This window comes from Pseudomonas sp. LB3P31, assembly GCF_054897945.1.
Window position 1 is genome coordinate 3,959,944 of record NZ_CM142710.1, and the last position, 25,057, is coordinate 3,985,000.

Annotated in this window: 25 protein-coding genes; 15 read left to right on the plus strand and 10 right to left on the minus strand. The window is 59.6% G+C overall.

The features are described from left to right. From ACYZTK_RS17895 to trpE, 7 genes are all read left to right on the plus strand, one after another. The gene (locus ACYZTK_RS17895) at positions 1-1,044 is read left to right on the plus strand and encodes an ABC transporter substrate-binding protein (RefSeq protein ID WP_462011098.1); all 1,044 of its coding nucleotides are present in this window, start codon (positions 1-3) and stop codon (positions 1,042-1,044) included. Between the two features lie 191 nt (positions 1,045-1,235). Continuing rightward, on the plus strand, positions 1,236-2,483 hold the full coding sequence (locus ACYZTK_RS17900) for an ABC transporter permease (RefSeq protein WP_462011099.1): 1,248 nt from the start codon (positions 1,236-1,238) through the stop codon (positions 2,481-2,483). 12 nt (positions 2,484-2,495) lie between these two features. Further along, complete coding sequence (locus ACYZTK_RS17905) at positions 2,496-3,320, plus strand: ABC transporter permease (protein ID WP_462011100.1); 825 nt, start codon at positions 2,496-2,498, stop codon at positions 3,318-3,320. A 205-nt stretch (positions 3,321-3,525) separates the two neighbouring features. After that, the gene (locus ACYZTK_RS17910) at positions 3,526-4,674 is read left to right on the plus strand and encodes an iron-containing alcohol dehydrogenase (protein WP_462011101.1); all 1,149 of its coding nucleotides are present in this window, start codon (positions 3,526-3,528) and stop codon (positions 4,672-4,674) included. A gap of 80 nt (positions 4,675-4,754) precedes the next feature. Continuing rightward, positions 4,755-5,429 carry a ribulose-phosphate 3-epimerase gene (rpe, locus tag ACYZTK_RS17915; protein WP_059407370.1) on the plus strand — a complete coding sequence of 225 codons (675 nt, stop codon included), beginning with the start codon at positions 4,755-4,757 and terminating at the stop codon, positions 5,427-5,429. Continuing rightward, complete coding sequence (locus ACYZTK_RS17920; RefSeq protein WP_462011102.1) at positions 5,426-6,244, plus strand: phosphoglycolate phosphatase; 819 nt, start codon at positions 5,426-5,428, stop codon at positions 6,242-6,244. Before rpe ends, ACYZTK_RS17920 begins: the two co-directional genes overlap by 4 nt. A 71-nt stretch (positions 6,245-6,315) precedes the next feature. Then, a complete protein-coding gene (trpE, locus tag ACYZTK_RS17925) occupies positions 6,316-7,797 on the plus strand; it encodes an anthranilate synthase component I (RefSeq protein ID WP_462011103.1) in 1,482 nt (493 codons plus the stop codon). A 176-nt stretch (positions 7,798-7,973) separates the two neighbouring features. Here the strand turns inward: trpE and estP are convergent, their stop codons facing one another. Continuing rightward, positions 7,974-9,881 (minus strand): esterase EstP, encoded by a 1,908-nt coding sequence (gene estP / locus ACYZTK_RS17930; protein ID WP_462011104.1) that lies wholly within the window; start codon positions 9,879-9,881, stop codon positions 7,974-7,976. A gap of 406 nt (positions 9,882-10,287) precedes the next feature. Here estP and ACYZTK_RS17935 point away from each other — a divergent pair, with 406 nt between their 5' ends. The 4 genes from ACYZTK_RS17935 (at position 10,288) to ACYZTK_RS17950 (ending at position 13,599) form a co-directional block, all read left to right on the plus strand. Further along, positions 10,288-10,881 carry an aminodeoxychorismate/anthranilate synthase component II gene (locus ACYZTK_RS17935; protein ID WP_007906885.1) on the plus strand — a complete coding sequence of 198 codons (594 nt, stop codon included), beginning with the start codon at positions 10,288-10,290 and terminating at the stop codon, positions 10,879-10,881. 9 nt (positions 10,882-10,890) lie between these two features. After that, on the plus strand, positions 10,891-11,940 hold the full coding sequence (gene trpD / locus ACYZTK_RS17940) for an anthranilate phosphoribosyltransferase (RefSeq protein ID WP_462011105.1): 1,050 nt from the start codon (positions 10,891-10,893) through the stop codon (positions 11,938-11,940). Next, positions 11,937-12,773 (plus strand): indole-3-glycerol phosphate synthase TrpC, encoded by an 837-nt coding sequence (gene trpC / locus ACYZTK_RS17945; protein ID WP_462011106.1) that lies wholly within the window; start codon positions 11,937-11,939, stop codon positions 12,771-12,773. The genes trpD and trpC overlap by 4 nt, the downstream gene beginning before the upstream one ends. 127 nt (positions 12,774-12,900) lie before the next feature. Further along, positions 12,901-13,599, plus strand: a complete 699-nt coding sequence (locus ACYZTK_RS17950; RefSeq protein ID WP_462011107.1) for a lipoyl protein ligase domain-containing protein — start codon at positions 12,901-12,903, stop codon at positions 13,597-13,599. On the opposite strand, the gene crp is transcribed toward ACYZTK_RS17950, so the two are convergent. Continuing rightward, on the minus strand, positions 13,596-14,240 hold the full coding sequence (gene crp, locus ACYZTK_RS17955; RefSeq protein WP_462011108.1) for a cAMP-activated global transcriptional regulator CRP: 645 nt from the start codon (positions 14,238-14,240) through the stop codon (positions 13,596-13,598). The two genes, ACYZTK_RS17950 and crp, sit on opposite strands and share 4 nt — an antisense overlap. 262 nt (positions 14,241-14,502) lie before the next feature. Between crp and ACYZTK_RS17960 the strand changes: the two genes are divergently transcribed. Next, positions 14,503-14,925 carry an OsmC family protein gene (locus ACYZTK_RS17960; RefSeq protein WP_092277352.1) on the plus strand — a complete coding sequence of 141 codons (423 nt, stop codon included), beginning with the start codon at positions 14,503-14,505 and terminating at the stop codon, positions 14,923-14,925. 239 nt (positions 14,926-15,164) lie between these two features. Beyond that, a complete protein-coding gene (speD, locus tag ACYZTK_RS17965; RefSeq protein ID WP_462011109.1) occupies positions 15,165-15,959 on the plus strand; it encodes an adenosylmethionine decarboxylase in 795 nt (264 codons plus the stop codon). A 166-nt stretch (positions 15,960-16,125) separates the two neighbouring features. Here the strand turns inward: speD and coq7 are convergent, their stop codons facing one another. The 6 genes from coq7 to hemJ all read right to left on the minus strand — a co-directional run bounded on the left by coq7 (position 16,126) and on the right by hemJ (position 20,708). Next, positions 16,126-16,773 (minus strand): 2-polyprenyl-3-methyl-6-methoxy-1,4-benzoquinone monooxygenase, encoded by a 648-nt coding sequence (gene coq7 / locus ACYZTK_RS17970; protein ID WP_462011110.1) that lies wholly within the window; start codon positions 16,771-16,773, stop codon positions 16,126-16,128. A gap of 212 nt (positions 16,774-16,985) precedes the next feature. After that, positions 16,986-17,324, minus strand: a complete 339-nt coding sequence (locus tag ACYZTK_RS17975) for a histidine triad nucleotide-binding protein (protein ID WP_462011111.1) — start codon at positions 17,322-17,324, stop codon at positions 16,986-16,988. A gap of 80 nt (positions 17,325-17,404) precedes the next feature. Further along, positions 17,405-18,193 (minus strand): SDR family NAD(P)-dependent oxidoreductase, encoded by a 789-nt coding sequence (locus ACYZTK_RS17980; RefSeq protein WP_462011112.1) that lies wholly within the window; start codon positions 18,191-18,193, stop codon positions 17,405-17,407. A gap of 62 nt (positions 18,194-18,255) precedes the next feature. Then, positions 18,256-19,227, minus strand: coding sequence for a DUF805 domain-containing protein (locus ACYZTK_RS17985; protein WP_462011113.1), 972 nt, complete (start codon positions 19,225-19,227; stop codon positions 18,256-18,258). Positions 19,228-19,277: 50 nt separating this feature from the next. Continuing rightward, positions 19,278-20,246 (minus strand): NAD(P)H-dependent flavin oxidoreductase, encoded by a 969-nt coding sequence (locus ACYZTK_RS17990; protein WP_462011114.1) that lies wholly within the window; start codon positions 20,244-20,246, stop codon positions 19,278-19,280. A gap of 33 nt (positions 20,247-20,279) precedes the next feature. After that, positions 20,280-20,708, minus strand: coding sequence for a protoporphyrinogen oxidase HemJ (gene hemJ, locus ACYZTK_RS17995; protein ID WP_462011115.1), 429 nt, complete (start codon positions 20,706-20,708; stop codon positions 20,280-20,282). A 134-nt stretch (positions 20,709-20,842) separates the two neighbouring features. On the opposite strand from hemJ, the gene argC reads away from it, so the two are divergent. After that, positions 20,843-21,877, plus strand: coding sequence for an N-acetyl-gamma-glutamyl-phosphate reductase (gene argC, locus ACYZTK_RS18000; RefSeq protein ID WP_462011116.1), 1,035 nt, complete (start codon positions 20,843-20,845; stop codon positions 21,875-21,877). A gap of 168 nt (positions 21,878-22,045) precedes the next feature. Further along, complete coding sequence (gene erpA, locus ACYZTK_RS18005; protein WP_007947969.1) at positions 22,046-22,396, plus strand: iron-sulfur cluster insertion protein ErpA; 351 nt, start codon at positions 22,046-22,048, stop codon at positions 22,394-22,396. A 79-nt stretch (positions 22,397-22,475) separates the two neighbouring features. On the opposite strand, the gene ACYZTK_RS18010 is transcribed toward erpA, so the two are convergent. Continuing rightward, the gene (locus ACYZTK_RS18010) at positions 22,476-23,567 is read right to left on the minus strand and encodes an anhydro-N-acetylmuramic acid kinase (protein ID WP_462011117.1); all 1,092 of its coding nucleotides are present in this window, start codon (positions 23,565-23,567) and stop codon (positions 22,476-22,478) included. Positions 23,568-23,570: 3 nt separating this feature from the next. Beyond that, positions 23,571-24,992: a peptidoglycan DD-metalloendopeptidase family protein gene (locus ACYZTK_RS18015; RefSeq protein ID WP_462011118.1), complete on the minus strand. Its 1,422-nt coding sequence runs from the start codon at positions 24,990-24,992 to the stop codon at positions 23,571-23,573. Between the last annotated feature and the right edge of the window lie 65 nt (positions 24,993-25,057).

Below are 25,057 nucleotides of genomic sequence, written 5' to 3' on the forward strand. Positions count from 1 at the left end.
ATGTTGAAATCCCTGAAATTCACCGCCCTGGTCATGGGCATGATCGGTGCGGCACACGCAATGGCGGCAGGTCCGGACCTGACTGTCGTGTCTTTTGGTGGGGCGAACAAGGCGGCTCAGGTCAAAGCCTTCTACGCACCGTGGGAAGCAGCGGGCAACGGCAAGATCGTGGCGGGCGAATACAACGGCGAGATGGCCAAGGTCAAGGCCATGGTCGATACCAAGAGCGTGTCCTGGGACCTGGTGGAAGTTGAATCGCCGGAACTGTCCCGCGGTTGCGACGAAGACATGTTCGAGCAGCTTGACCCTGCGCTGTTCGGCAAGACCGAAGACTACGTCAAGGGCGCCATCCAGCCTTGCGGCGTGGGGTTCTTCGTGTGGTCGACCGTGCTGGCCTACAACGCCGACAAGCTGAAAACCGCGCCGACCAGTTGGGTCGACTTCTGGGACACCAAGACCTTCCCGGGCAAGCGCGGCCTGCGTAAAGGCGCCAAATACACCCTGGAATTCGCCTTGATGGCCGATGGCGTAGCGCCGAAGGACGTCTACAAAGTGCTGGCCGGCAAAGACGGTCAGGACCGCGCGTTCAAGAAGCTCGATGAACTCAAGCCAAGCATTCAGTGGTGGGAAGCCGGCGCACAACCGCCGCAATATCTCGCTTCCGGTGACGTGGTCATGAGCTCGGCCTACAACGGCCGGATCGCTGCCGTGCAGAAAGAAAGCAACCTGAAGGTCGTGTGGAACGGCGGCATCTACGACTTCGACGCGTGGGCGATTCCAAAGGGTCTGGATAAAGCACGGGCTGAAGCGGCGAAGAAATTCATCGCGTTCTCGGTGGCACCGCAGCAGCAGAAGACCTACTCGGAAAACATCGCCTACGGCCCGGCCAACACCCAGGCCGTACCGTTGCTGTCCAAGGAAGTGCTGAAAGACATGCCGACCACCCCGGAAAACATCGCCAACCAGGTGCAGATCGACGTCAGCTTCTGGGCTGACAACGGCGAGCAACTGGAGCAGCGTTTCAATTCCTGGGCAGCGAAGTAATGCTTCGCCTGTAGGAGCTGCCGAAGGCTGCGATCTTTTGATCTTGGTTTAAATGCGGTTTCGCAAAGCCAGAAGCAAAAGATCGCAGGCTGCGCCAGCTCCTACAGGGCCGGTGTCTGTTTCAAGAATATTGATGTAATGCGGCATCACCGAGAGTGATGTCGCCCATCCAAAGATTTCCGGAGTACGCCATGGCCACCGCCATTCCCCTGAACGCGGGCACTGACCCCACCTTGAAGCAGCGGCTCAAGCACGCCGAGCGGATCAACCGCTGGAAGGCCCAGGCCTTGATCGCGCCACTGGTGCTGTTCCTGCTGCTGGTGTTCCTGGTGCCGATTGTGGCGCTGCTCTATAAAAGTGTTGGCAACCCGGAAGTGGTCGGCGGCATGCCGCGCACCGTGACCGCCATCGCCAGTTGGGACGGCCGCGGCCTGCCCGCTGAACCGGTGTACAAGGCCGCCAGCGAAGACCTCGCCGAAGCCCGCAAGAATCAGACCCTGGGCGACCTGTCCAAGCGCCTGAACATGGAGCTGGCCGGCTACCGCAGCCTGCTGACCAAGACCGCCCGTGCCTTGCCATTCGCCACTGAACCGGCCTCTTATAAAGAAGCGCTGGAAGGTCTCGACGAGCGCTGGGGCGATCCTGCCTATTGGCAAGCCGTGCGCCGCAACACTAGTAGCATTACGCCTTATTACCTGCTGGCGGCCGTCGATCACCGCATCGACGACCTCGGCGAAGTCGCCCCGGCCACCCCTGACCAGGCGATTTACCTGGACATCTTCGCCCGCACTTTCTGGATGGGCCTGGTCATCACGGCGATCTGCCTGGTGTTGGCGTATCCGCTGGCTTATCTGCTGGCTAACCTGCCGTCCCGGCAAAGCAACCTGTTGATGATCCTGGTGCTGTTGCCATTCTGGACCTCGATCCTGGTGCGAGTCGCCGCGTGGATCGTGCTGCTGCAATCGGGTGGCCTGATCAACAGCGGGTTGATGGCCATGGGCATCATCGACAAACCGCTGGAGCTGGTGTTCAACCGCACCGGGGTCTACATCTCGATGGTGCACATCCTGCTGCCGTTCATGATCCTGCCGATCTACAGCGTGATGAAAGGCATCTCGCCGACTTACATGCGCGCCGCGATTTCCCTCGGCTGCCATCCGTTTGCCAGCTTCTGGCGGGTGTACTTCCCGCAGACCTATGCCGGTGTCGGCGCCGGTTGCCTGTTGGTGTTTATCCTCGCCATCGGCTACTACATCACCCCGGCGTTGCTGGGCAGCCCGAACGATCAGATGGTCAGTTACTTCGTCGCCTTCTACACCAACACCAGTATCAACTGGGGCATGGCGACCGCGCTCGGTGGGCTGCTGCTGTTGGCGACCGTGGTGCTTTATCTGATTTACAGCTGGCTGGTGGGCGCCAGTCGCCTGCGCCTGAGCTAAGGGGAGAACGAAATGCTGAATCCTTACATGTCGCCGATCGAACGGGTGTGGTTCTACAGTTTGCGGATCCTCTGCGGGCTGATCCTGTTGTTCCTGATTCTGCCAGTGTTGGTGATCATCCCGCTGTCATTCAACTCGGGAAGCTTCCTGGTGTACCCGCTGCAAGGCTTCTCGCTGCAGTGGTATCACGATTTCTTTGCATCGGCGGAATGGATGCGTGCACTGAAGAACAGCATCATCGTCGCCCCGGCAGCCACGGTGCTGGCAATGATCTTCGGCACGCTGGCGGCGATCGGCCTGACCCGGGGTGATTTTCCCGGCAAGGCGCTGGTCATGGCCCTGGTGATTTCGCCAATGGTGGTGCCGGTGGTGATCATTGGCGTGGCCAGTTATCTGTTCTTTGCACCGCTGGGATTGGGCAACAGCTTCTTCTCGTTGATCGTGGTGCACGCGGTGTTGGGCGTGCCGTTTGTGATCATCACCGTGTCGGCGACCTTGCAGGGGTTTAACCACAATCTGGTGCGGGCTGCTGCAAGCCTGGGGGCTTCGCCACTGACGGCATTCCGTCGGGTGACATTGCCGTTGATTGCTCCCGGCGTGATCTCCGGTGCGCTGTTCGCCTTCGCGACTTCGTTCGATGAAGTGGTCGTGACGCTGTTCCTCGCCGGTCCCGAGCAGGCGACTTTGCCTCGGCAGATGTTCAGCGGAATTCGCGAAAACCTCAGCCCGACCATTGCCGCAGCGGCGACGCTGTTGATCGCCTTCTCGGTGATCCTGCTGCTGACTCTGGAATGGCTGCGCGGGCGCAGCGAGAAACTGCGCACCGCCCAGGTCTGAAGCATCCCCCGTAGGAGCTGCCGAAGGCTGCGATCTTTTGATCTTAAGAAGCAAAGTCAAAAGATCGCAGCCTTCGGCAGCTCCTACAGGGGGGGATTTGTATGGCCCTCGAGATCTTCGGTCATTCATGACCTGAATAGCAGACAACCCCCAATCCCCAGCTACTATTGTTGCCCAGCTCCCCTACTTATAAGAGGCTGCGCACATGAGTCTTTCCTCCTTCAAAATCGCTCACAAACTGCTCACCGGCGCAGGCGCCATCGAGCAACTCGCCGCCGAACTGACCCGCCTGGATATCGACAACCCACTGATCGTCACCGACGCGGCCCTGGTCAAATCCGGTACCGTCGAGCTGGCACTCGCGCAGTTGGGCGGTCGGTCATACGAGATTTTTGATCGGGTGCTGCCTGACCCGGAAATCGCCATCGTCGAAGATTGCATGCGCGTTTATCGCGCAGGCGGCCACGACGGACTCATCGGCCTGGGCGGTGGCAGTGCGATCGATATCGCCAAGAGCGTCGCCGCCTACGCCGGTTATCACGGCGCGCTGGAAGATCTGTTCGGTGTCGACCAGGTACCGCGCAAAGGCCCGCCGCTGATTGCCATTCCGACCACCGCCGGCACCGGTTCGGAAGTCACCAACGTGGCGATCCTGTCCGACAAGCTCGCGCAACTGAAGAAGGGCATCGTCAGCGATTACCTGCTGCCGGACGTCGCGCTGGTCAGCCCGCAGATGACCCTGACCTGCCCGCGCAGTGTCACGGCCGCCAGTGGCGTCGATGCGCTGGTGCACGCGATTGAATCCTACCTGTCGGTCAATGCCTCGCCCATTACCGATGCCCTGGCCATTGGCGCCGTCAAGTTGATTGCCAAGGCGCTGCCCAAGGCCTACGCCAATCCTTCGAACCTGCAAGCCCGTGAGGACATGGCCACCGCCAGCCTGATGGCCGGCATGGCGTTCGGCAATGCCGGGGTCGGTGCGGTGCATGCGTTGGCGTATCCCCTGGGCGGGCGCTTCAACATCGCCCACGGCGTCAGCAATGCGTTGTTGCTGCCCCATGTGATGACCTGGAACAAGATGGCGTGCGTCGAGCGAATGCAGGATATTGCCGAGGCCATGGGGGTCAGGACCGCTCATCTGAGTGCGAGTGAGGCAGCAGACAAAGCCGTCGAGGCCATGGCGCGATTGTGCGCCGCGGTTGAAATCCCACAGGGACTGCGCAGCTTCGGGGTGCCCGAGGACGCTATTGCAGCCATGGCCGTTGAAGCGGCGGGGATCGAGCGCCTGATGCGCAACAATCCCCGTCAATTGAGCGCCGTCGATATCGAGAAGATCTACCGGGCGGCGTACTGATCATCGCAGTCACGTCGCGCGCGTCAAAGCATGAGGTATACAATGCGCGCCATCGTGATTTTGCTCAGAAAAGGTGCGTCATGCAGCCCTTCGTAATTGCTCCGTCGATTCTCTCCGCCGACTTCGCCCGCCTGGGCGAGGAAGTGGACAATGTCCTGGCCGCTGGCGCCGACTTCGTGCACTTCGACGTCATGGACAACCACTATGTGCCCAACCTGACTATTGGCCCGATGGTCTGCGCGGCGCTGCGCAAGTACGGTGTGACCGCGCCGATCGATGCGCACCTGATGGTCAGCCCGGTGGACCGCATCGTCGGAGATTTCATCGAAGCGGGTGCGACCTACATCACCTTTCACCCGGAAGCCACGCAGCACGTCGACCGTTCCCTGCAACTGATCCGCGAGGGCGGCTGCAAGTCGGGCCTGGTGTTCAACCCGGCGACTCCGCTGGACGTACTCAAGTACGTGATGGACAAGGTCGACATGATCTTGCTGATGAGCGTCAACCCGGGCTTCGGCGGGCAGAAGTTCATCCCCGGCACCCTCGACAAGCTGCGTGAAGCGCGGGCATTGATCGATGCCAGCGGGCGTGACATTCGCCTGGAAATCGACGGCGGCGTCAACGTGAACAACATTCGTGAAATAGCTGCAGCGGGCGCCGACACTTTTGTCGCCGGGTCGGCCATCTTCAATGCGCCGAACTATCAGGAAGTGATCGAGAAGATGCGCGCCGAACTGGCGCTGGCGCGTCCATGAGTGGCTTTGAGCAGCTGTTCCCGGGGTCTTTGCCGCGCCTGGTGATGTTCGATCTGGATGGCACGCTGATCGATTCCGTCCCCGACCTGGCGGTGGCCGTGGATAACATGCTGCTCAAGCTCGGCCGCCAACCGGCGGGCCTGGCGTCGGTGCGCGAGTGGGTGGGCAACGGCGCGCCGGTGCTGGTGCGCCGTGCATTGGCTGGCGGCATCGATCATTCGACGGTTGATGATGGTGAAGCCGAAGGCGCGCTGGATATCTTCATGCAAGCCTACAGCGATAGCCATGAACTCACCGTGGTCTACCCGGGTGTGCGCGACACACTGAAATGGCTGCACAAGCAGGGCGTGGAAATGGCCCTGATCACCAACAAGCCGGAGCGCTTCGTCGCACCGCTGCTGGATCAGATGAAGATCGGTCGCTACTTCAAATGGATCATCGGCGGCGATACCTTGCCGCAGAAGAAACCCGACCCGGCCGCGCTGTTCTTCGTGATGAAAATGGCCAACATCCCGGCTTCGCAATCGTTGTTCGTCGGTGATTCGCGCAGCGACGTGTTGGCGGCGAAAGCGGCAGGGGTCAAGTGTGTCGCGCTCAGTTACGGCTACAACCACGGCCGGCCGATTGCCGAAGAATTGCCGGCACTGGTGATCGATGACTTGCGCAAGCTAATTCCCGGTTGCCTGGATGCGGGCTCTGGGATAACGTTGCCCGACGCTGTCCAACCCCCTTCTGGAAACGCCATCGTGGTGGTCACCCGCAAACTCTGGATGAAAGTCATCAAGGCCCTGGCCCGCTGGCGTTGGCGCGCCTGACTTGATTCTGGCCGGTCATCCGGCGCGTTTGCACACCTGACTGTTAGCACCTCAAGCCACGAGGCTACCCCATGATCCGTGAAGAATTCCTGCGTTTGGCCGCTGCCGGCTACAACCGTATTCCCCTGGCCTGCGAAACTCTGGCCGACTTCGACACGCCACTGTCGATCTACCTGAAACTGGCCGACGAGCCGAACTCCTACCTGCTGGAATCGGTGCAGGGCGGGGAGAAGTGGGGCCGTTATTCGATCATCGGCCTGCCGTGCCGCACCGTGCTGCGTGTACACGATCACCACGTCAGCGTGACCCACGACGGCGCCGAGATCGAGACTCACGAGACTGAAGATCCGCTAGCCTTCGTCGAAGAATTCAAGGCTCGCTACAACGTGCCAACCATCCCTGGCCTGCCGCGTTTCAACGGCGGCCTGGTGGGTTACTTCGGTTATGACTGCGTGCGTTATGTCGAGAAGCGTCTGGGCAAGTGCCCGAACCCCGACCCGCTGGGCGTGCCGGACATCCTGTTGATGGTTTCCGATGCCGTGGTGGTATTCGACAACCTCGCCGGCAAGATGCACGCCATCGTCCTGGCGGACCCGGCGCAGGAAGATGCCTTCGAGCAAGGCCAGGCGCGCCTGCAGGAGCTGCTGGAAAAACTTCGCCAGCCGATCACTCCGCGCCGCGGCCTGGACTTCAGCAAGCAGCAGTCGGCTGACCCGGTGTTCCGTTCCAGCTTCACCCAGGACGATTACGAAAAAGCCGTCGACACCATCAAGGAATATATCCTTGCCGGTGACTGCATGCAGGTCGTGCCGTCCCAGCGCATGTCGATCGACTTCAAGGCGGCCCCGATCGATCTGTACCGGGCGCTGCGTTGCTTCAATCCGACGCCGTACATGTACTTCTTCAACTTCGGTGACTTCCACGTCGTCGGCAGTTCGCCGGAAGTGCTGGTGCGGGTTGAAGACAACTTGATTACTGTGCGCCCGATTGCCGGCACTCGTCCGCGGGGCGCCAACGAAGAGGCGGACCTGGCGCTGGAGCAGGACCTGCTGTCCGACGACAAGGAAATCGCCGAGCACTTGATGCTGATTGACCTCGGCCGTAACGATACTGGCCGGGTATCGGAAATCGGTTCGGTGAAACTCACAGAGAAGATGGTCATCGAGCGTTATTCCAACGTGATGCACATCGTTTCCAATGTCACCGGCCAATTGAAAGCCGGGCTGACGGCGATGGATGCGCTGCGGGCGATTCTGCCGGCGGGTACCTTGTCCGGTGCACCGAAGATTCGCGCGATGGAAATCATCGACGAGCTCGAACCGGTCAAGCGCGGAGTCTATGGCGGGGCGGTGGGTTACTTTGCCTGGAACGGCAACATGGACACCGCCATCGCGATCCGCACGGCAGTGATCAAGAATGGCGAACTGCATGTTCAGGCTGGTGGCGGCATCGTCGCCGACTCGGTACCGGCGCTGGAATGGGAAGAAACCCTGAACAAGCGTCGCGCGATGTTCCGCGCGGTGGCACTGGCCGAGCAAACCCCGGGTACCTGATTCAGCAACCCCCCTCTGTAGGAGTGAGCCTGCTCGCGATAGCGGTGGGTCAGACTGCATAAATGTCAGCTGTGCCGGCCTATCGCGAGCAGGCTCACTCCTACAGGAATTTTGTTCACAAATAAGCGCGGCGCCTGTGAGGGCGTCGCGTTTTTTTGTGCCTGCAGATCAGCGGATCAGAAATCCAGCGCCACCCCCAGGTTGACGCCTTGCTGGGTAAAGTCGTCATCCTTGCGAATGATGTAGCTGGCGCGCAACGCCAGGTCCTTGGTGAGGTTGTGACTCACGCCCAGATTCAACCGGTTCAAATGACTTTGCGGGGTATAGCCCTCAAGTGTGAAATCGTTTGCCGGCAAGCTGTTGAGGGCGATGTTGACCTTCTGCACATCGTCCTCGTACTCGCGCTCGAAGGCATACTCACCAAACACCCGGGTTTGCGAGGTGATCTGATATTTGCCCTGCAAGCCGACGCCCAGGCGCTTCGAGTCGCGGGTCTGGTCATCGAACGTCAATGCGGTCGCCCGATTGCTCTTCTCCGAATAGCCGTCAACTTCCACCTTGGCGTAATCGGCACTGACAAACGGCGACAGGTGCCACTGGCTGCCCGGTTGCGCAATGTCGTAGCCCACGCGAGTGCTGAACGCCCAGAGATGCCCGTCAGTGTCGCCTTTTTCCGCGCCTTCACTGGCGCCCAGGTCGAACTTGCGCTTGAGGTTTTCGTAGTCCAGATTGCCGCCTGTCAGCGCCGCATCCGCCCACCAGCGGTTCTGCTGGAACTGAGCGAAGGCCGTGGCCAGATAGCTGTTGAGTTTGTAGTCCGAATCGTTGTTGCCAGCTTCCAGGTTCTGCCGGTAGAAACCGCCCGCGACACCCACGCGCCAGGCGTCATTGAGGCGATAGCTGCCACCCACGTTCAGGTTATAGCCGCTGCCATCGGCACTGGCGCCGCTGCTCTGGCTGTCGATGTCCAGGTGCTGGCCGCCGCCGGCCACAATGGCGCGCCACTGTCCGACCGCTTGCCAGTCTTCCCAGTCCGATTGCCATTGGCTGCGCAGCTCATCCTGATGCGCGCGTAATGTAGCGTGGGCCATTTCCGGGAGCAGCGTCAGTTCCCAGGGGGCCGCGAGCAGGGAATAGGCGTAATCGGAAATCAGCTTTTGCCCGGCTTCGGTCGGATGCACCCCATCGTTATAGATAAGCTTGGTCGGGTCCGGCGTGGCACTGTTGATGCCGTAGGTGGCGTTCTCCGTGCAGCCGTTGCCGCTGAAGCAGGTGGCCGTCAGGTTCTGATTGGTCGCCAGGCCGAAGCGTCCCGGGTCAGCAAAGGTTTCCTGCAACAGCAGGGGAATATTCAGCGGGATGATTTCCGCGTTGATGCCCTGCAAGCGTTGCACCAGCTGCAGGTTGAACTGGTTGCTGAGCTGGGTGGCCGCCGTTTGCAGTGGGGAGCCATTGATCGCTGGCGTCAGGCCGATATCCGGCAGTAACCAGACCATCACGTACTTGGCGCCGGCGGTCTGCAGCACTTGCACGCTGTCAGCCAGGCGGTCCGCTGCCGCGTTGGCCTGGGCCGGACTGAGGATGCGCCCCTGCAGAAAGTCGTTACCGCCACCGGAGAGGTAATACAGTGCATTCGGATCGGCGCGGAAATTGTTCGATGGCAGATAACCGACCCGGGTGCGCTCGCCTGTAGCGGACTGGGTGGTGATCGAGTCGAGGATCTGGTCGGTGCGATAACCGCCGACTGCCCAGTTATTGCCGTCAACCAGCCCTGCATTGGCGCGCACCGCCGAGGTCGATGCAGCCGTCTCGTCTGCTGAAAAACCGAGGCGCCCGCCGAGTAGCTGGGTTGAGTTGAGCGAGCGAAACTCGCCGCTGCCATCCTGATAGACCGGCCCCGTCCGGTTAGTGAAGCGCTGGGTGGCGCCGGCCGGCCCGCCCGTGTCGGTGAAGGTACCGGCGTCGTTGAGGCTGTCGCCAAAGACGACGAAATTCGAGTAGGGATTGGGAGCAGCAATCGCCTGTGCGCAAGCCATGGCGAGCAGGCATCCAGCAAGCGGTACAAACAGCGTCTGTTTGATCATGAGCAAGTCCGTTTTATTTATTGTTGTAGTGACGGAACGACAGTACCAAAAAAATCCGGCCTTTTGCCATCCGTCGTGATCCCTTCTATTGTTTGCGCAGCCAGCGTCACCGCCATATTGCACGCTCCGCCCAGCTAAGTTACTGTGCTTAAACGTATGAATGAGACCTTCCCCGTGTTGATCATCAGCAAAATCCTGGATCAAGTCATCAAGGCACACGCCCGCTGGCGTTGGCGCGCCTGAATTCTTTGCCGGCCTCGCCGGACCTGTACCGATTTACCTTCTCTACCCGTTGTACCTGCCGCTTTGCTGGCGCCCTTCCAGCACCCGACAAAGCGTAGCGCCCTGCGGGTAATCGTCTGAAGGTCATGTTCAAACTCAGTGAATTCAAGAGGTTCCCAGCGCCATGTTGCTGATGATCGATAACTACGACTCTTTTACCTACAACGTTGTGCAGTACCTTGGTGAGCTCGGCTCCCAGGTCAAAGTCGTGCGCAACGATGAACTCACCATTGCCGAAATCGAAGCACTCAACCCTGAGCGCATCGTGGTATCTCCAGGTCCTTGCACGCCGACCGAAGCCGGTATTTCCATTGAAGCCATCAAGCACTTCGCCGGCAAACTGCCAATCCTCGGCGTCTGCCTCGGTCACCAGTCCATCGGCCAGGCCTTTGGTGGTGATGTGGTCCGCGCGCGCCAAGTGATGCACGGTAAGACTAGCCCGGTATTCCACGAGGACAAGGGTGTGTTCGAAGGCCTGAATCGGCCGCTGACGGTCACCCGTTATCACTCGCTGATCGTCAAGCGCGAAACCTTGCCTGATTGCCTTGAACTGACGGCCTGGACTCAGCTGGAAGATGGCTCGGTGGACGAAATCATGGGCCTGCGCCACAAGACGCTGAACATCGAGGGGGTGCAGTTTCACCCCGAGTCGATCCTTACCGAGCAGGGCCACGAACTGTTCGCCAACTTCCTCAAACAAACCGGCGGCACGCGCTAAGGACTTTCCATGGATATCAAGACAGCCCTGAGCCGTATCGTCGGCCACCTCGATCTGAGCACGGACGAGATGCGTGATGTCATGCGCGAAATCATGACCGGACAATGCACGGATGCGCAGATCGGCGCATTCATGATGGCCATGCGCATGAAAAGCGAAAGCATCGACGAGATCGTCGGCGCCGTGTCGGTGATGCGCGAGCTGGCCGACAAGGTCGAACTCAAGACCCTGAACGGCGTGGTCGACGTGGTGGGCACTGGCGGTGACGGTGCCAATATCTTCAATGTGTCCACCGCTTCCTCGTTTGTAGTCGCGGCGGCCGGTTGCACCGTTGCCAAGCACGGTAACCGCGCAGTGTCGGGCAAGAGCGGTAGCGCCGATTTGCTGGAGGCGGCCGGTATCTACCTGAACCTGACACCGGTCCAGGTAGCGCGCTGCATCGACAACGTCGGCATCGGCTTCATGTTCGCCCAGACCCATCACAGCGCCATGAAACATGCCGCCGGTCCGCGCCGCGACTTGGGCTTGCGCACTATGTTCAACATGCTCGGCCCGCTTACGAATCCGGCTGGGGTCAAACATCAAGTGGTAGGCGTGTTCAGCCAGGCGTTGTGCCGGCCATTGGCCGAAGTCCTGCAGCGCCTGGGCAGCAAGCACGTGCTGGTGGTGCACTCGAAAGATGGCCTGGACGAGTTCAGTCTCGCCGCGCCGACCTTTGTGGCGGAATTGAAGAACGACCAGATCACCGAATATTGGGTCGAGCCGGAAGACCTCGGCATGAAGAGCCAGAGCCTGCACGGCCTGGCAGTCGACAGTCCGGCGGCGTCGCTCGAACTGATCCGCGATGCCTTGGGCAAGCGCAAAACCGAGAATGGTCAGAAAGCGGCGGAGATGATTGTGCTCAATGCCGGTGCCGCGCTGTACGCCGCCGACCATGCCACCAGTTTGAAAGAGGGCGTTGCCCTGGCGCACGATGCGCTGCACACAGGTCTTGCTCGGGAAAAGCTTGAGGAGCTGGGTGCATTTACCGCGGTATTCAGAGTGGAGAATGAAGGATGAGTGTACCGACGGTTCTGGAAAACATTCTGGCGCGCAAAGTCCAGGAAGTCGCCGAGCGCAGTGCTCGTGTGAGCCTGGCCGAGCTGGAAGGCCTGGCCAAGGCGGCCGATGCCCCCCGTGGTTTTGCCAACGCACTGATCACTCAGGCCAAGTCGAAGCAGCCGGCGGTCATTGCCGAGATCAAGAAAGCCTCGCCGAGCAAAGGCGTGATCCGCGAAAACTTCGTGCCGGCTGACATCGCCCGCAGCTACGAAAAGGGCGGCGCCACCTGCCTCTCAGTGCTCACCGATATTGATTACTTCCAGGGTGCCGATGCCTACCTGCAGCAAGCGCGCGCCGCCTGCCAACTGCCAGTGATCCGCAAGGACTTCATGATCGACCCGTACCAGATCGTCGAAGCCCGGGCGCTGGGCGCGGACTGCGTGCTGTTGATCGTCTCCGCACTGGATGACGTGAAGATGGCCGAGCTGGCGGCTGTGGCCAAAGCCGTCGGCCTTGATGTGCTGGTAGAGGTCCACGATGGTGACGAGCTGGAGCGGGCTTTGAAAACCCTCGACACTCCGCTGGTGGGCATCAACAACCGCAATCTGCATACCTTCGACGTTAGCCTGGAAATCACCCTGGATCTGTTGCCGCGTATTCCGCGTGATCGCCTGGTGATTACCGAGAGCGGCATTCTTAACCGGGCCGATGTCGAGCTGATGGAAATCAGCGATGTCTATGCATTCCTGGTGGGCGAAGCGTTCATGCGTGCAGAAAGCCCGGGCACCGAGTTGCAGCGGTTGTTTTTCCCTGAGCGCGGTAGTGCGGTTAGCGTTTCTACACTCGACTGAAAAGCATCGCGAGCAGGCTCACTCCTACAGTGATTGTTGGTGAACACAAAACTTGTGTACACCCGGATCAAAATGTAGGAGTGAGCCTGCTCGCGATAGCGGTTTTCAGATCACCACGGAATACTTCATGCTCCCGACCTCACTCACTGTAGAAGCCGGCCTGTTGGCCGAACAAGACCTGCTCGCCCAGATCTGCACCGGCGAAGCAGAATTCGGCCTGCTGTTCTGGCAGCCCAGTGATCGGGCGCTGGTCATGCCTAGGCGCTTGAGTCGCTTGCCCGCCTTCGAAGCCGCCAGCGAAGTATCCGCAGCGGCAGGTTGGCCAGTGCTCCTGCGTGAAACCGGGGGCGAGCCGGTGCCGCAGTCCGCCGCCACAATCAACATCGCATTGGTCTACGCGCCGCCGCGCAGCGAGGGTGATCAGAATCGTATCGAAACTGCTTATCGACGCCTTTGCGATCCAATCTGTCAATTGCTGGATGAGCTGGGCGGCTCGTCGTCTCTTGGCGAAGTGGAAGGCGCATTCTGTGACGGGCGTTTCAACGTCAATCTCGACGGGCGCAAAATGGTCGGCACCGCTCAGCGCTGGCGACAAAGCAAGGGCGGCACCCGGCCGGTAGGATTGGTACATGGGGCGTTGTTGCTCGATAACGAGCGCGAATTCATGGTCGCCGCCGTCAATCGTTTCAACGAAGCCTGTGGCCTGGAGCAGCGAGTGCGCGCAGCAAGCCACATAGCCTTGCATGAGAAATTCAGCGCGCCGAACGCATTGACGCGGCTTGAACAGCTCTACCGGCAAATGCTGGCGCAGATGTTCGGCGCTTAGCGCGTGCCGAAGATCACCATGGTCTTGCCTTTGACGTTCACCAGGTTGCGCTCCTCAAGATCCTTGAGCACGCGACCAACCATCTCTCGGGAACACCCGACAATCCGCCCGATTTCCTGACGGGTTACCTTAATCTGCATCCCGTCGGGATGGGTCATGGCGTCTGGCTGCTTGCACAACTCAAGCAGGCAGCGGGCGACGCGGCCGGTCACGTCGAAGAAGGCCAGGTCGCCGACCTTACGGGTGGTGTTGCGCAGGCGCTGGGCGATCTGGCCGCTGAGCACGTAAAGAATGTCCGGATCCTGCAACGCCAGTTCACGGAATTTCGCATAACTGATTTCCGCGACTTCGCACTCGATCTTGGCGCGCACCCAGGCACTGCGTTGCTGTTCCTGGCCGGCCTGTTCGAACAGGCCCAGCTCACCAAAAAAATCCCCGGTGTTCAGGTACGCGATGATCATTTCCCGGCCATCATCGTCTTCGATCAGGATGGTGACCGAACCCTTGATAATGAAGAACAGCGACTCCGATCGGTCGCCGGCGCAAATGATGTTGCTCTTGGCCTGGTAACGACGGCGCTGGCAGTGCATCAGCAACTTGTCGAGATTCTTGATCTTGGGGGTGGGGGCAATAGCAACCATGGTTGTATCCCGAAAAGACTGCACGGTAGATTTGGTTTTTTTGCAGGAGCTGACGACAGTTCGGGCCGCGATCGGACGATCTTGTAGTTCGCTTCAGCGCTGGTTATGCGCCAGCGATTTGGCGCCAGCATAACAGACACTTTCTGCAATATTCGAGATTTTGCCGCAGTGCGGGCAGGTTAAGTCCTGCGCGGGTGAGCGCTGTCAAAACGGGGCCCTGTGCTAAGCTGGCGACCCTTTTTTATGTAGTGGAGTCTGGGCGATGAAGGCACGCATCCAATGGGCTGGCGAAGCCATGTTCCTCGGTGAATCCGGCAGCGGTCATGTCGTAGTCATGGACGGTCCGCCCGATGCAGGCGGTCGCAACCTGGGTGTCCGGCCGATGGAAATGCTCCTGCTGGGTGTCGGCGGTTGCAGCAATTTCGATGTGGTCAGCATCCTCAAGAAATCCCGTCAGGCGGTCGAAAGCTGCGAAGCCTTCCTTGAAGCCGAGCGCGCGAGCGAGGACCCGAAGGTCTTTACCAAGATCCACATGCACTTCGTGGTCAAGGGCCGGGGGCTCAAGGAAGCGCAGGTCAAGCGTGCCATCGAACTGTCCGCCGAGAAGTATTGCTCGGCTTCGATCATGCTTGGGGCGGCAGGCGTGGCGATTACCCACGACTACGAGATCATCGAACTCGGTTGAATCGACATTCAACTATCATAAAAGCAGTGCAGACTCTGGCGATCCCAAGCTGACGTCTGCATAATGCGCCACTTTTTTCAGGGTCGTGGACCGTCTACCGACAGGCCACTCACCCGAACAGACAACCAAAATCGCCATCGCGAAGAGGTGTTAACCGTCCTACGCAGGTGCGTTGTTCGCATCTGACGGGCATGCTTGATCACGCGGCCCGGGCCGCAATACATAGAGAGTTTTTAACGGTGAAAAGCAAACTCAAGCTCCACGGGTTCAATAACCTGACAAAGACCTTGAGCTTCAACATCTATGACATCTGCTACGCGGAAACCCCGCAAGACCAGCAGGCCTACGTCGAGTACATCAATAAAGAGTACAACGCGAAGCGCCTGACGCAGATCCTCACGGAAGTTGTCGATATCATTGGTGCCAACATCCTGAACATTGCCAGTCAGGACTATGAACCACAGGGTGCCAGCGTCACGATTCTGATCTCTGAAGAGCCGGTAACCCCGACCGACAGCCAGATCGAAGAGTCCCCGGGCCCGTTGCCGGAAATCATCCTGGCCCACCTCGACAAAAGCCACATCACGGTGCACACCTACCCGGAAATCCATCCGGACGATGGTATTGCGACATTCCGTGTAGACATTGACGTGTCGACCTGTGGTGTCATTTCACCGCTTAAAGCGCTCAATTTCCTGATTCACCAGTTCGATTCGGACATCGTGACCGTGGATTATCGTGTGCGCGGTTTCACTCGTGACGTTGAAGGCAAGAAGCACTTCATCGACCACGAGATCAACTCGATCCAGAACTACCTGTCCGAAGACACCCGCGCCAACTACCAGATGACTGACGTGAACGTGTACCAGGAAAACCTGTTCCACACCAAAATGCTGCTGAAGAACTTCGAACTGGATAACTACCTGTTCGGCGATGCCACCAACAGCCTGTCCTCTGATCAACGCGCCCAGGTGACCGACCGTGTGAAGCACGAAATGCTGGAAATCTTCTACGCGCGCAACATGCCGACCTAAAATCTTCGTGCACAAAAAAAGGCGACTTCCTCACGGTAGTCGCCTTTTTTATGGTTTGCGCACATCACTGGCGGATGCAGAGCTCTTGTGGAAGCAAGGCTTGCCCGCGATGGCGATCTGGAGAATGCCGTCGCGGGCAAGCCTTGCTCCCACAGATCAGATCAGATCAGATCCGATAGGTGCTTTTGGTCATCACCTTGGCCAACAAGCTCATCCCGAACTTCACCGGCGCTGGAAAACGAAACCCGCCAGCATCCAGTGCACTTTCCGCATGATGTTCTTCATCAATGCGCATCTGTTCAAGAATCGCCCGGGACTTCTCGTCCTCGGCCGGCAATTGCTCCAGGTGTTCATTCAGATGCTTGCACACCTGATGCTCGGTGGCGGCCACAAAGCCCAGGCTCACCTTGTCGCTAATCAACCCGGCCACCGCGCCAATTCCAAACGACATGCCGTAGAACAGCGGATTGAGAATGCTGGTGTGGCTACCCAATTGGTGGATGCGTTGTTCGCACCAGACCAAATGGTCGATCTCTTCTTCGGCGGCATGTTCCATGGCTGCACGCACATGCGGCAGCTTCGCGGTCAATGCCTGGCCTTGATACAGCGCCTGGGCACAGACTTCGCCGGTATGGTTGATGCGCATGAGGCCGGCCACGTGCCGGGTGTCCTCGTCGCTCATCTGCACTTCCGGCTGCACAATAGCGGGGGACGGGCGGTACGGCTGACCACTGAAGGGCAGCAGGGTACGCATCGCGGCATCGGCTTGCAGCAGAAGACGGTCAATGGGCGAGTAGTGACGTTGGGTAGTCATGCTGACCTCCGGGAAGAATCTCGGCGGCCAGTTTAACCGATTAGGCAGGGGAAAGTTTGCGTTGGGTCATTTGTGGCAGGAACTCCACAGATACCTTTGATACCTGTGATTCTGTGGGAGCAAGGCTTGCCCGCGATGGCGATTTTGACGACGCCATCGCGGGCAAGCCTTGCTCCCACAGGAAAGGCAGCGAAACAGAAGAAGAATTTGGGTCAGCCCGGTGGCCAGGTCATCTGCCGTTGACCCAATACATGCATATGAATGTGATAAACGGTTTGCCCGCCATCTTCATTGCAGTTCATCACCACGCGAAAGCCTTTCTCGCAACCCAGTTCCAGAGCCAGGCGCTGGGCGGTGAACAGGATGTGCCCGGCCAATGCCTTGTCGTCCTCGGTGAGGTCGTTCAAGGTGCGCACCGCCTTCTTCGGAATCACCAGGAAATGCACCGGGGCCTGTGGAGCGATGTCGTGGAAGGCCAGAACCTGGTCGTCCTCGTAAATGATCTTGGCCGGAATTTCCCGGTTGATGATCTTGGTGAACAGAGTATCCACAGCTGTTTTCTCCGTTATTTGATCTGGCCTGAGTGTACCCACGGGTCTGGCCCGGGCCCAGGGATTTAACGCGAAAGGCTTCAGCGCGGGCAGTGGGCCTTGTTGACCATGCCGGCGATTGTCCGGTTCAGCCAGCGTGAGCCGAGGCGCGGCAGGAACGCCCGCCAGCGGTTGCGTCGACCTGGGATGATGATGGCGCGATTCTTCTCAAGCGCGCGAACGGTGTAGAGCGCAACTTCCTCGGGGCTCATCATCAGGTTGGTGTTCTCCAGCTTGTCGGTATTCAACTGCGCCGTGCGGAAAAAACCGGTGCGCGTCGGGCCGGGGCAGAGCACCGACACCTTGATCGCACATTTCTTCAGTTCCACCCGCAGCCCTTCGGAGAAATTCAGCACATAGGCCTTGCTGGCGTAATAGGTGCTCATCCACGGGCCGGGGAGAAAGGCTGCAACCGACGCGACGTTGAGAATTTGTCCGCCACCCTGCAAGGCCATGCTGTTTCCGACGGCATGGCACAGGCGAGTCATCGCCAGGATGTTCACCTCGATCAGGTCTTGCTCGGTCATCCAGTCCTGGGCGAGGAACGGGCCGCATGTGCCAATGCCGGCGCAATTTACCAGCAGGTCGATCTGCCGGTCACCTTCCTCAAGCTCGAGCAGGAAACCGGACAGCCGCAGTGGCTCACCCAGGTCACAGGCACGGAACAACACTTCTACGTCAAAACGTTGGGTCAGTTCAATCGCAATGCTTTCCAGCTGATCACGCTGTCGGGCCACCAGGATCAGGCTGCGGCCGCGCCGGGCCAGCGCTTCGGCCATCGCCAGGCCGATGCCGCTGGAAGCGCCAGTGATCAGAGCGTAACGGGTCATGCAGTTCTCCATCGCAACCGCTCCGCGCCGGCGACGCAGGTGTCACGGGCGGGGAGTGCTGTTCATTCTTTCGCAGAGTCTACAGGGGGCTGGGCTTCTTCGGCTGCATCGTCAGCTGAATTTGGCGCAGGCTCTGCTTCTACAGGGCTTTGATCTTCGATCTCGGAAGGGCTGATCGAGTCACTTTCAAAAGCACTCTGGGTCGCGTCCTGGTACTCACTGCGAATTGCCGAGAGGCCACCGGCCAGGCCGCCGACGAACATCAATACGATGACTCCCAGCCACAGTGCAGCCAGGACCTTGACCGCGTTGCTGTTGGGTGGAGGTGGCGGACCGTATCGATTGGCAGTGCTGTTACCGGGCATGGCCATCATGACGAAGGGAAAGAAGCTGCCAACAAAAGGCACCAGGTTCAGCAGCCACAGCCAGCCAGACCAGCCAATGTCGTGCAGGCGCTGGACGCTGAACTGGATGCTGACGAAAGCGAGCGCCACGACCAGGATGGACGCCAGCAGGCCGGTGAGAATCAGGCCGGCGCTTGAGTCCGTGTTGTAAAGGGCCAGGCCGAAGAGCGCCAGGACGGTTCCCAGGCCCAGGGTCACCAGCATTAGTACCAACGTCCAGGCAAGAAAGCGCAAACGACCGATACGCCCGTCGAAACTGAAGGGTTTGAGCCTAGCGAACCCCGTCACCGTTTCACCGACCGCTGCGCTCGGAGGAGCATAGGGCGATTGCGGATCCCTGACGAAGGCAGGCGTGGCGACCTGATCATGTACATCGGACAGGTCCAGCGCGATCGATGGCTCGCTTTCGATCCGGGCATCGATGCCGGTTTTGCGCAGTGCCTGCAGATAAGTCTGTGCATCGGTGTGTGAAAGGTCGCGTTTCAGCGCAACTGGACGGCCGCTGAACAGCCGTTCGATGGCGGCCACATCACTTTTGAACAGCTCGGCGAGGTTGAGTTTGGCGGTGGTGACGTCAACGCCTGGCAGCAGAGCGCCGTCGAACACGATCTTGAAACGGTTTTCGCTCATTGCAAGGCATCCTTGTCGCGAGTAGTCATTGGGGGGCAGGGTAGGGCGTTTTAACGTGGCCAGCGTTTCGGCAGCGCCGACGCCAGGTCCAGTGCCTTGCGGTATTCGGCATCAAGGCGTGCCACCAGTTCATCCACGCTCGGCAGATCGTCGATTTCCCCGACGCCCTGTCCTGCAGACCAGACAGTCTTCCACGCCTTGGCTTCGTCGCTGATTGGCTTGAGTTTGGAGCCGAAGGTCATTTCACCCTTGCCTTGCAGTGCCGCCGTGTCGAACCCGGCAGCCTCCAGGCTCTGGCGCATGAAACTGGCCGGTACGCCGGAAACGGCTGGAGTATGGACGATATCTGCGGCTCGGGAGTCCAGCAGCATCTGTTTGTAGGCATCAGGTGCATGACTTTCGGTGGTGCCGATAAAGCGCGTGCCGAAATAGGCGAGATCGGCGCCGAGCAATTGCGCGGCGAGGATCTCGTGTCCGTGGTTCAGACAACCAGCCAGCAGCAGCGTTTTGTCGAAGAATTGGCGAATCTCGGCAATCAGCGAGAACGGACTCCAGGTGCCAGCATGGCCACCGGCGCCGGCCGCCACGGCGATGAGACCGTCTACTCCAGCCTCGGCGGCCTTTTCGGCGTGACGACGAGTCGTCACGTCGTGAAACACCAGGCCGCCATAGCTGTGAACAGCATCGACCAGTTCCTTGACTGCGCCTAGGCTGGTAATCACGATCGGCACTTTGTGCTCGACGCAAATCTGCAGGTCAGCTTCAAGCCGCGGGTTGCTGTTGTGGACGATGAGGTTCACCGCGTACGGCGCCGGGTTATCCAGAGTCGCCAACCCTGCTTCGATCTCCTGCAGCCAGGCCTTGAAGCCGCTGCTTTCGCGCTGGTTCAGTGCCGGGAAGCTTCCGACAACGCCATTTCGGCAACAGGCCAGTACCAGCTGCGGGTTGGAGATCAGGAACATCGGCGCCACCACCAGGGGAAGGCGCAGGCGTTGTTCGAGCAAAGCGGGCAGCGACATTGGAAGTACCCCGGTGAGTTGTGTCTGTTGAAGTTAGAACGGCCGAACCACGACCAGAATTACGATAGCCAGCAATAGCAGAACCGGCACTTCATTGAACCAGCGATAAAAGACATGGCTGCGGGTGTTTTCGCCACGGGCAAAACGTTTTACCTGTGCGCCGCACATGTGGTGATAGCCGATGAGGAACACTACCAGCGTCAGCTTGGCGTGAATCCAGGCACCCTGGGAAAAGATGCTGGGGTTGAGGTAGATCAGGGCAATACCGAAGACCAGCGTGGCGATCATCGCCGGGCCCATGATGCCGCGGTACAGCTTGCGCTCCATCAGGCTGAAGCGCTCCTTGCTCACGGTGTCCTCGCTTTGCGCGTGATACACGAACAGGCGCGGCAGGTAGAACAGGCCGGCAAACCAGCAGACCATGCTGACGATATGAAGCGCTTTGAGCCACAGATAAAGCATTTTTAGTTATTCCCAGGTTCACGGTAGCCCGAATAGTAGAGGCTTGAGCGCCCACACGTCACCTTGCCGGTTGTCGCAGGACGATACGGGCCCTATTATCGTCGGCTTTCCAGTGGTTCGTTGAGGGCAGGTTTATGGTCAAGGTCGGTATCGTCGGCGGCACGGGTTACACCGGTGTCGAACTGCTGCGTCTGTTGGCACAGCATCCGCAAGCTGAAGTGGCAGTCATCACTTCCCGATCCGAGGCCGGTCTGGCCGTGGCTGACATGTACCCAAACCTGCGCGGTCATTACGACGGCTTGGCGTTCAGCGTTCCGGACATCAAGACCCTGGGTGCTTGCGACGTGGTGTTTTTCGCTACGCCGCACGGTGTCGCGCACGGCCTGGCAGGCGAGCTGCTGGAGGCTGGCACCAAGGTCATCGACCTGTCGGCGGACTTCCGCCTGCAAGACGCCGATGAATGGGCCAAATGGTACGGTCAGCCGCATGGTGCGCCGCAACTGCTGGAGGAGGCGGTCTACGGTTTACCTGAAGTCAATCGCGAGCAGATCAAGCAGGCTCGCCTGATCGCAGTGCCGGGTTGCTACCCAACGGCCACTCAACTGGGTTTCCTGCCGTTGCTTGAAGCTGGCCTGGCCGATACCTCGCGCCTGATCGCCGACTGCAAATCCGGCGTCAGCGGTGCCGGTCGTGGTGCTGCTGTCGGTTCGCTGTACTCCGAAACGTCGGAAAGCATGAAAGCCTACGCGGTCAAAGGTCACCGCCATCTGCCGGAAATCCGCCAGGGCCTGCGTCGCGCCTCGGGCAAGGAAGTCGGCCTGACCTTCGTGCCGCACCTGACCCCAATGATTCGCGGCATCCACTCGACGCTCTATGCCACCGTCGTCGATCGTTCGGTAGATCTGCAGGCGCTGTTCGAAAAGCGCTACGCCAACGAACCGTTCGTCGATGTGATGCCAGCCGGCAGCCACCCGGAAACCCGCAGCGTACGCGGGGCCAATGTCTGCCGCATTGCCGTGCATCGTCCACAGGATGGTGATCTGGTCGTGGTGTTGTCGGTCATCGACAATCTGGTGAAGGGCGCGTCGGGCCAGGCAGTGCAGAACCTCAACATTCTGTTTGGCCTGGATGAGCGCCTGGGGCTGTCCCATGCGGGCATGTTGCCGTAACGCGTTATCCTGATCAGCCAAAAGGCCCGTTTAGCGGGCCTTTTTGCATTAGGGTCGGACAATTTGCTTGATTGATATACCGTAACAATAGTTGACCGATTTTCTAGGAGAAGCGGATAATGCGCGTCATCACGCATTATGGCGGCGTAACGCCGGGAGATAGTTAGCATGAGCGTCGAATCCTTCACCCCCACGGCTTTGCAATTTACCCACGGTGCTGCGCACAAGGTGAAGAGCCTGGTCGATGAAGAGGGGAATGATCGCTTGAAGCTGCGCGTATTCGTTACGGGCGGTGGTTGTTCAGGTTTTCAGTACGGCTTCACCTTCGATGAAGAAGTGGCCGATGACGACACCATTGTCGAGCGCGAAGGTGTCAGCCTGGTCGTGGACCCGATGAGTTTCCAATACCTGGCAGGTGCCGAGGTCGATTACCAGGAAGGTCTGGAAGGTTCGCGATTCGTGATCAAGAACCCGAATGCCTCGACCACCTGTGGCTGCGGTTCTTCGTTCTCGATCTGAGCAAAAGTTTGTCATTACCTGAGCGCCGCACAATCCCCAAGGATGTGCGGCGTTTTGCTGTACGCGATTTATGCGCCAGTCAGGCCGGGTAAATGGCGCCGAGTACCCGCAAGCCGCGGGCGCCGGTGACGCTAGGGCGATTGGCCGCGATACCTTCAAGGCAGCAATGAGCGAGCCAGGCGAATGCCATGGCTTCTACCCAGTCAGGATCGACGCCGTAGGCGCTGGTGCTGCTGACTGTCGCGGCTGGTAGCAGGCTGGCCAGTCGATCCATCAGCGCGAAGTTATGCGCGCCACCGCCGCAGACCAGCAACTCTCGGGTTGCTGACTGCGCCTGTTGCAGTGACTCGACGATGGTCAGCGCAGTGAGTTCCAGCAGCGTCGCCTGCACGTCTTGCGGGGCAAATGCCGGCAGGTGCGACAGATGCCGGGTCAGCCAAGGCAGATTGAACACTTCGCGCCCGGTACTTTTAGGGCCTTGGGTGACGAAGAATGGATCACTTAGCAATGACTTCAATAGCGCCGGTTCAACCTTGCCGCTCGAGGCCCACTGGCCGTCGCGATCAAAGTTGTCGCCGCGCTGCTGGTGAATCCAGGCGTCCAGCAGCACATTCCCCGGGCCGCAATCGAAGCCGGCGACCGCTTTGCCAGGCTCGATCAGGCTGAGATTACTGAAGCCGCCCACGTTCAACACGGCGCGGTTGCCGGTCTGCTCTTCAAACAGTGCTTCGTGAAACGCTGGAACCAGCGGCGCACCCTGGCCACCCGCCGCGACATCACGGCTACGGAAGTCGCTGATCACGGTGATGCCGGTCAGCTCGGTGAGCAGGGCCGGGTTGCCGATCTGCACCGTGAACCCGCGCGCCGGCTCGTGGCGAACGGTCTGGCCGTGGCTGCCGATCGCACGAATGTCTGTGGGCTGCAGGTTCTGCTGGGCGAGGAGGGTGGCGATGCCTTGCGCCGCCAGCTTTACCCAGTGTTGCTGGGCAATGGCGGAGCGGGCTATCTCATCCGGGCCACTGGCGCACAAAGCCAGCAGCTCTGCACGCAGGGACTCCGGCATGGGAATGTAGTGCGTGGCGATCAGCTTGATCGCCGGGTCCAGCTCGATCAGCGCGATATCCAGGCCATCCAGGCTGGTCCCGGACATTACACCTATATAGAGCGTCATGGCTTAGCGCTTCGAAGCCAGCTTGGTGCCTTTTTCCTGGTCCATACGCGCCATCAATGGCTGGCTCTGGGCAAGGAAGCGTGCGCGTTCAGCTTTGGAAATCGGGTCGGCCATCGCTACTTTCTGGCCCAGCGGATCGACGTGCACGCCGTTGACCTGGAACTCGTAGTGCAAATGCGGGCCAGTGGACAGGCCGGTAGTGCCGATGTAGCCGATAACCTGGCCCTGTTTCACCGAGCCGCCGGTCTTCACGCCCTTGGCGAAGCCTTGCATGTGGCCATACAGCGTACGGTAGGTGTTGCCGTGCTGGATGATCACGGTATTGCCGTAGCCACCGCGACGACCTGCGAGCAACACTTTGCCGTCACCGGCTGCCTTGATCGGCGTACCGCGGGGGGCTGCATAGTCGACGCCCTTGTGCGCGCGGATCTTGTTCAGGATCGGGTGTTTACGGCCCATGGAAAACTTCGAACTGATGCGTGCGAAATCCACCGGAGTACGGATGAACGCCTTGCGCATGCTGTTGCCGTCAGCCGTGTAATAACTGCTGTTGCCTTGTTTGTTGGTGTAGCGAACAGCGGTATAGATCTTGCCGCGGTTGGTGAACCGAGCGGAGAGGATCGGGCCATTACCCACGGCCTTGCCGTTGACGACCTTCTGCTCGTATATCACGTCAAACTCGTCACCCTGGCGAATGTCCTGGGCGAAGTCGACGTCATAGCCAAACACGCTGGCCATGTCCATGGTCAGGCTGTGGGACAGGCCGGCGCGAGCGGCAGACTGCGACAGCGAGCTGTTGATCACACCGTGGACATAGGCAGAGCGCACGGTAGGTTTGGCGGTAATGCGGTTGAAGGTGAAACCCTTGTCGTTCTTGCTCAGGGTAATGGTTTCGAGGTCGCTGACCTTGCTGTGCAGACTGGTCAGTTGGCCGTCCGGAGTCAATTCGAACTCGAGTTTCTGCCCGCGCTTGAGCTGGGTGAACTGTTTGGCCTGCTTGTCGCTGGCCAGGACGTCTTGAACGGAAGTTGCTGGCAGGCCGACTTTTTCGAACAGGGTCGACAGCGTGTCACCCTTGGCGACTGTCACTTCCCGGTGGGTGGGCGGCTTCTTTTCTTCCACCGCAGGCGCAGGGGCAGGCTCGACCTGGGCGGTTTCCTGGGGCTCTTCAGCGCTGTTGTCGATCTGCGCGAAAGGCGAAGCGACTGCCTCATTTGTGGCTTGAACGGCTTCTGCGGCGTCTTGATCTTGTGTCAGTTGTTCAGCAGGGCTTTCCAGTTCAAGACTCAGGGTGGTCTTTTTGGCTTCTACATCGCTGGAAGGGAATACCAGAAGCGCCAGGCTCAGAAGGGCGGCAATGCCGCTTGCAGCGAGCAGGTGGGTCTTCGGGTAAAGCGGTGGCGCTTTAGACGATTCTTTGGTCATAGGTAATTTTGACTTTGAAAAAGATGAATTGGAAAAGATGAATGACATGATGAAGATGAAATAAC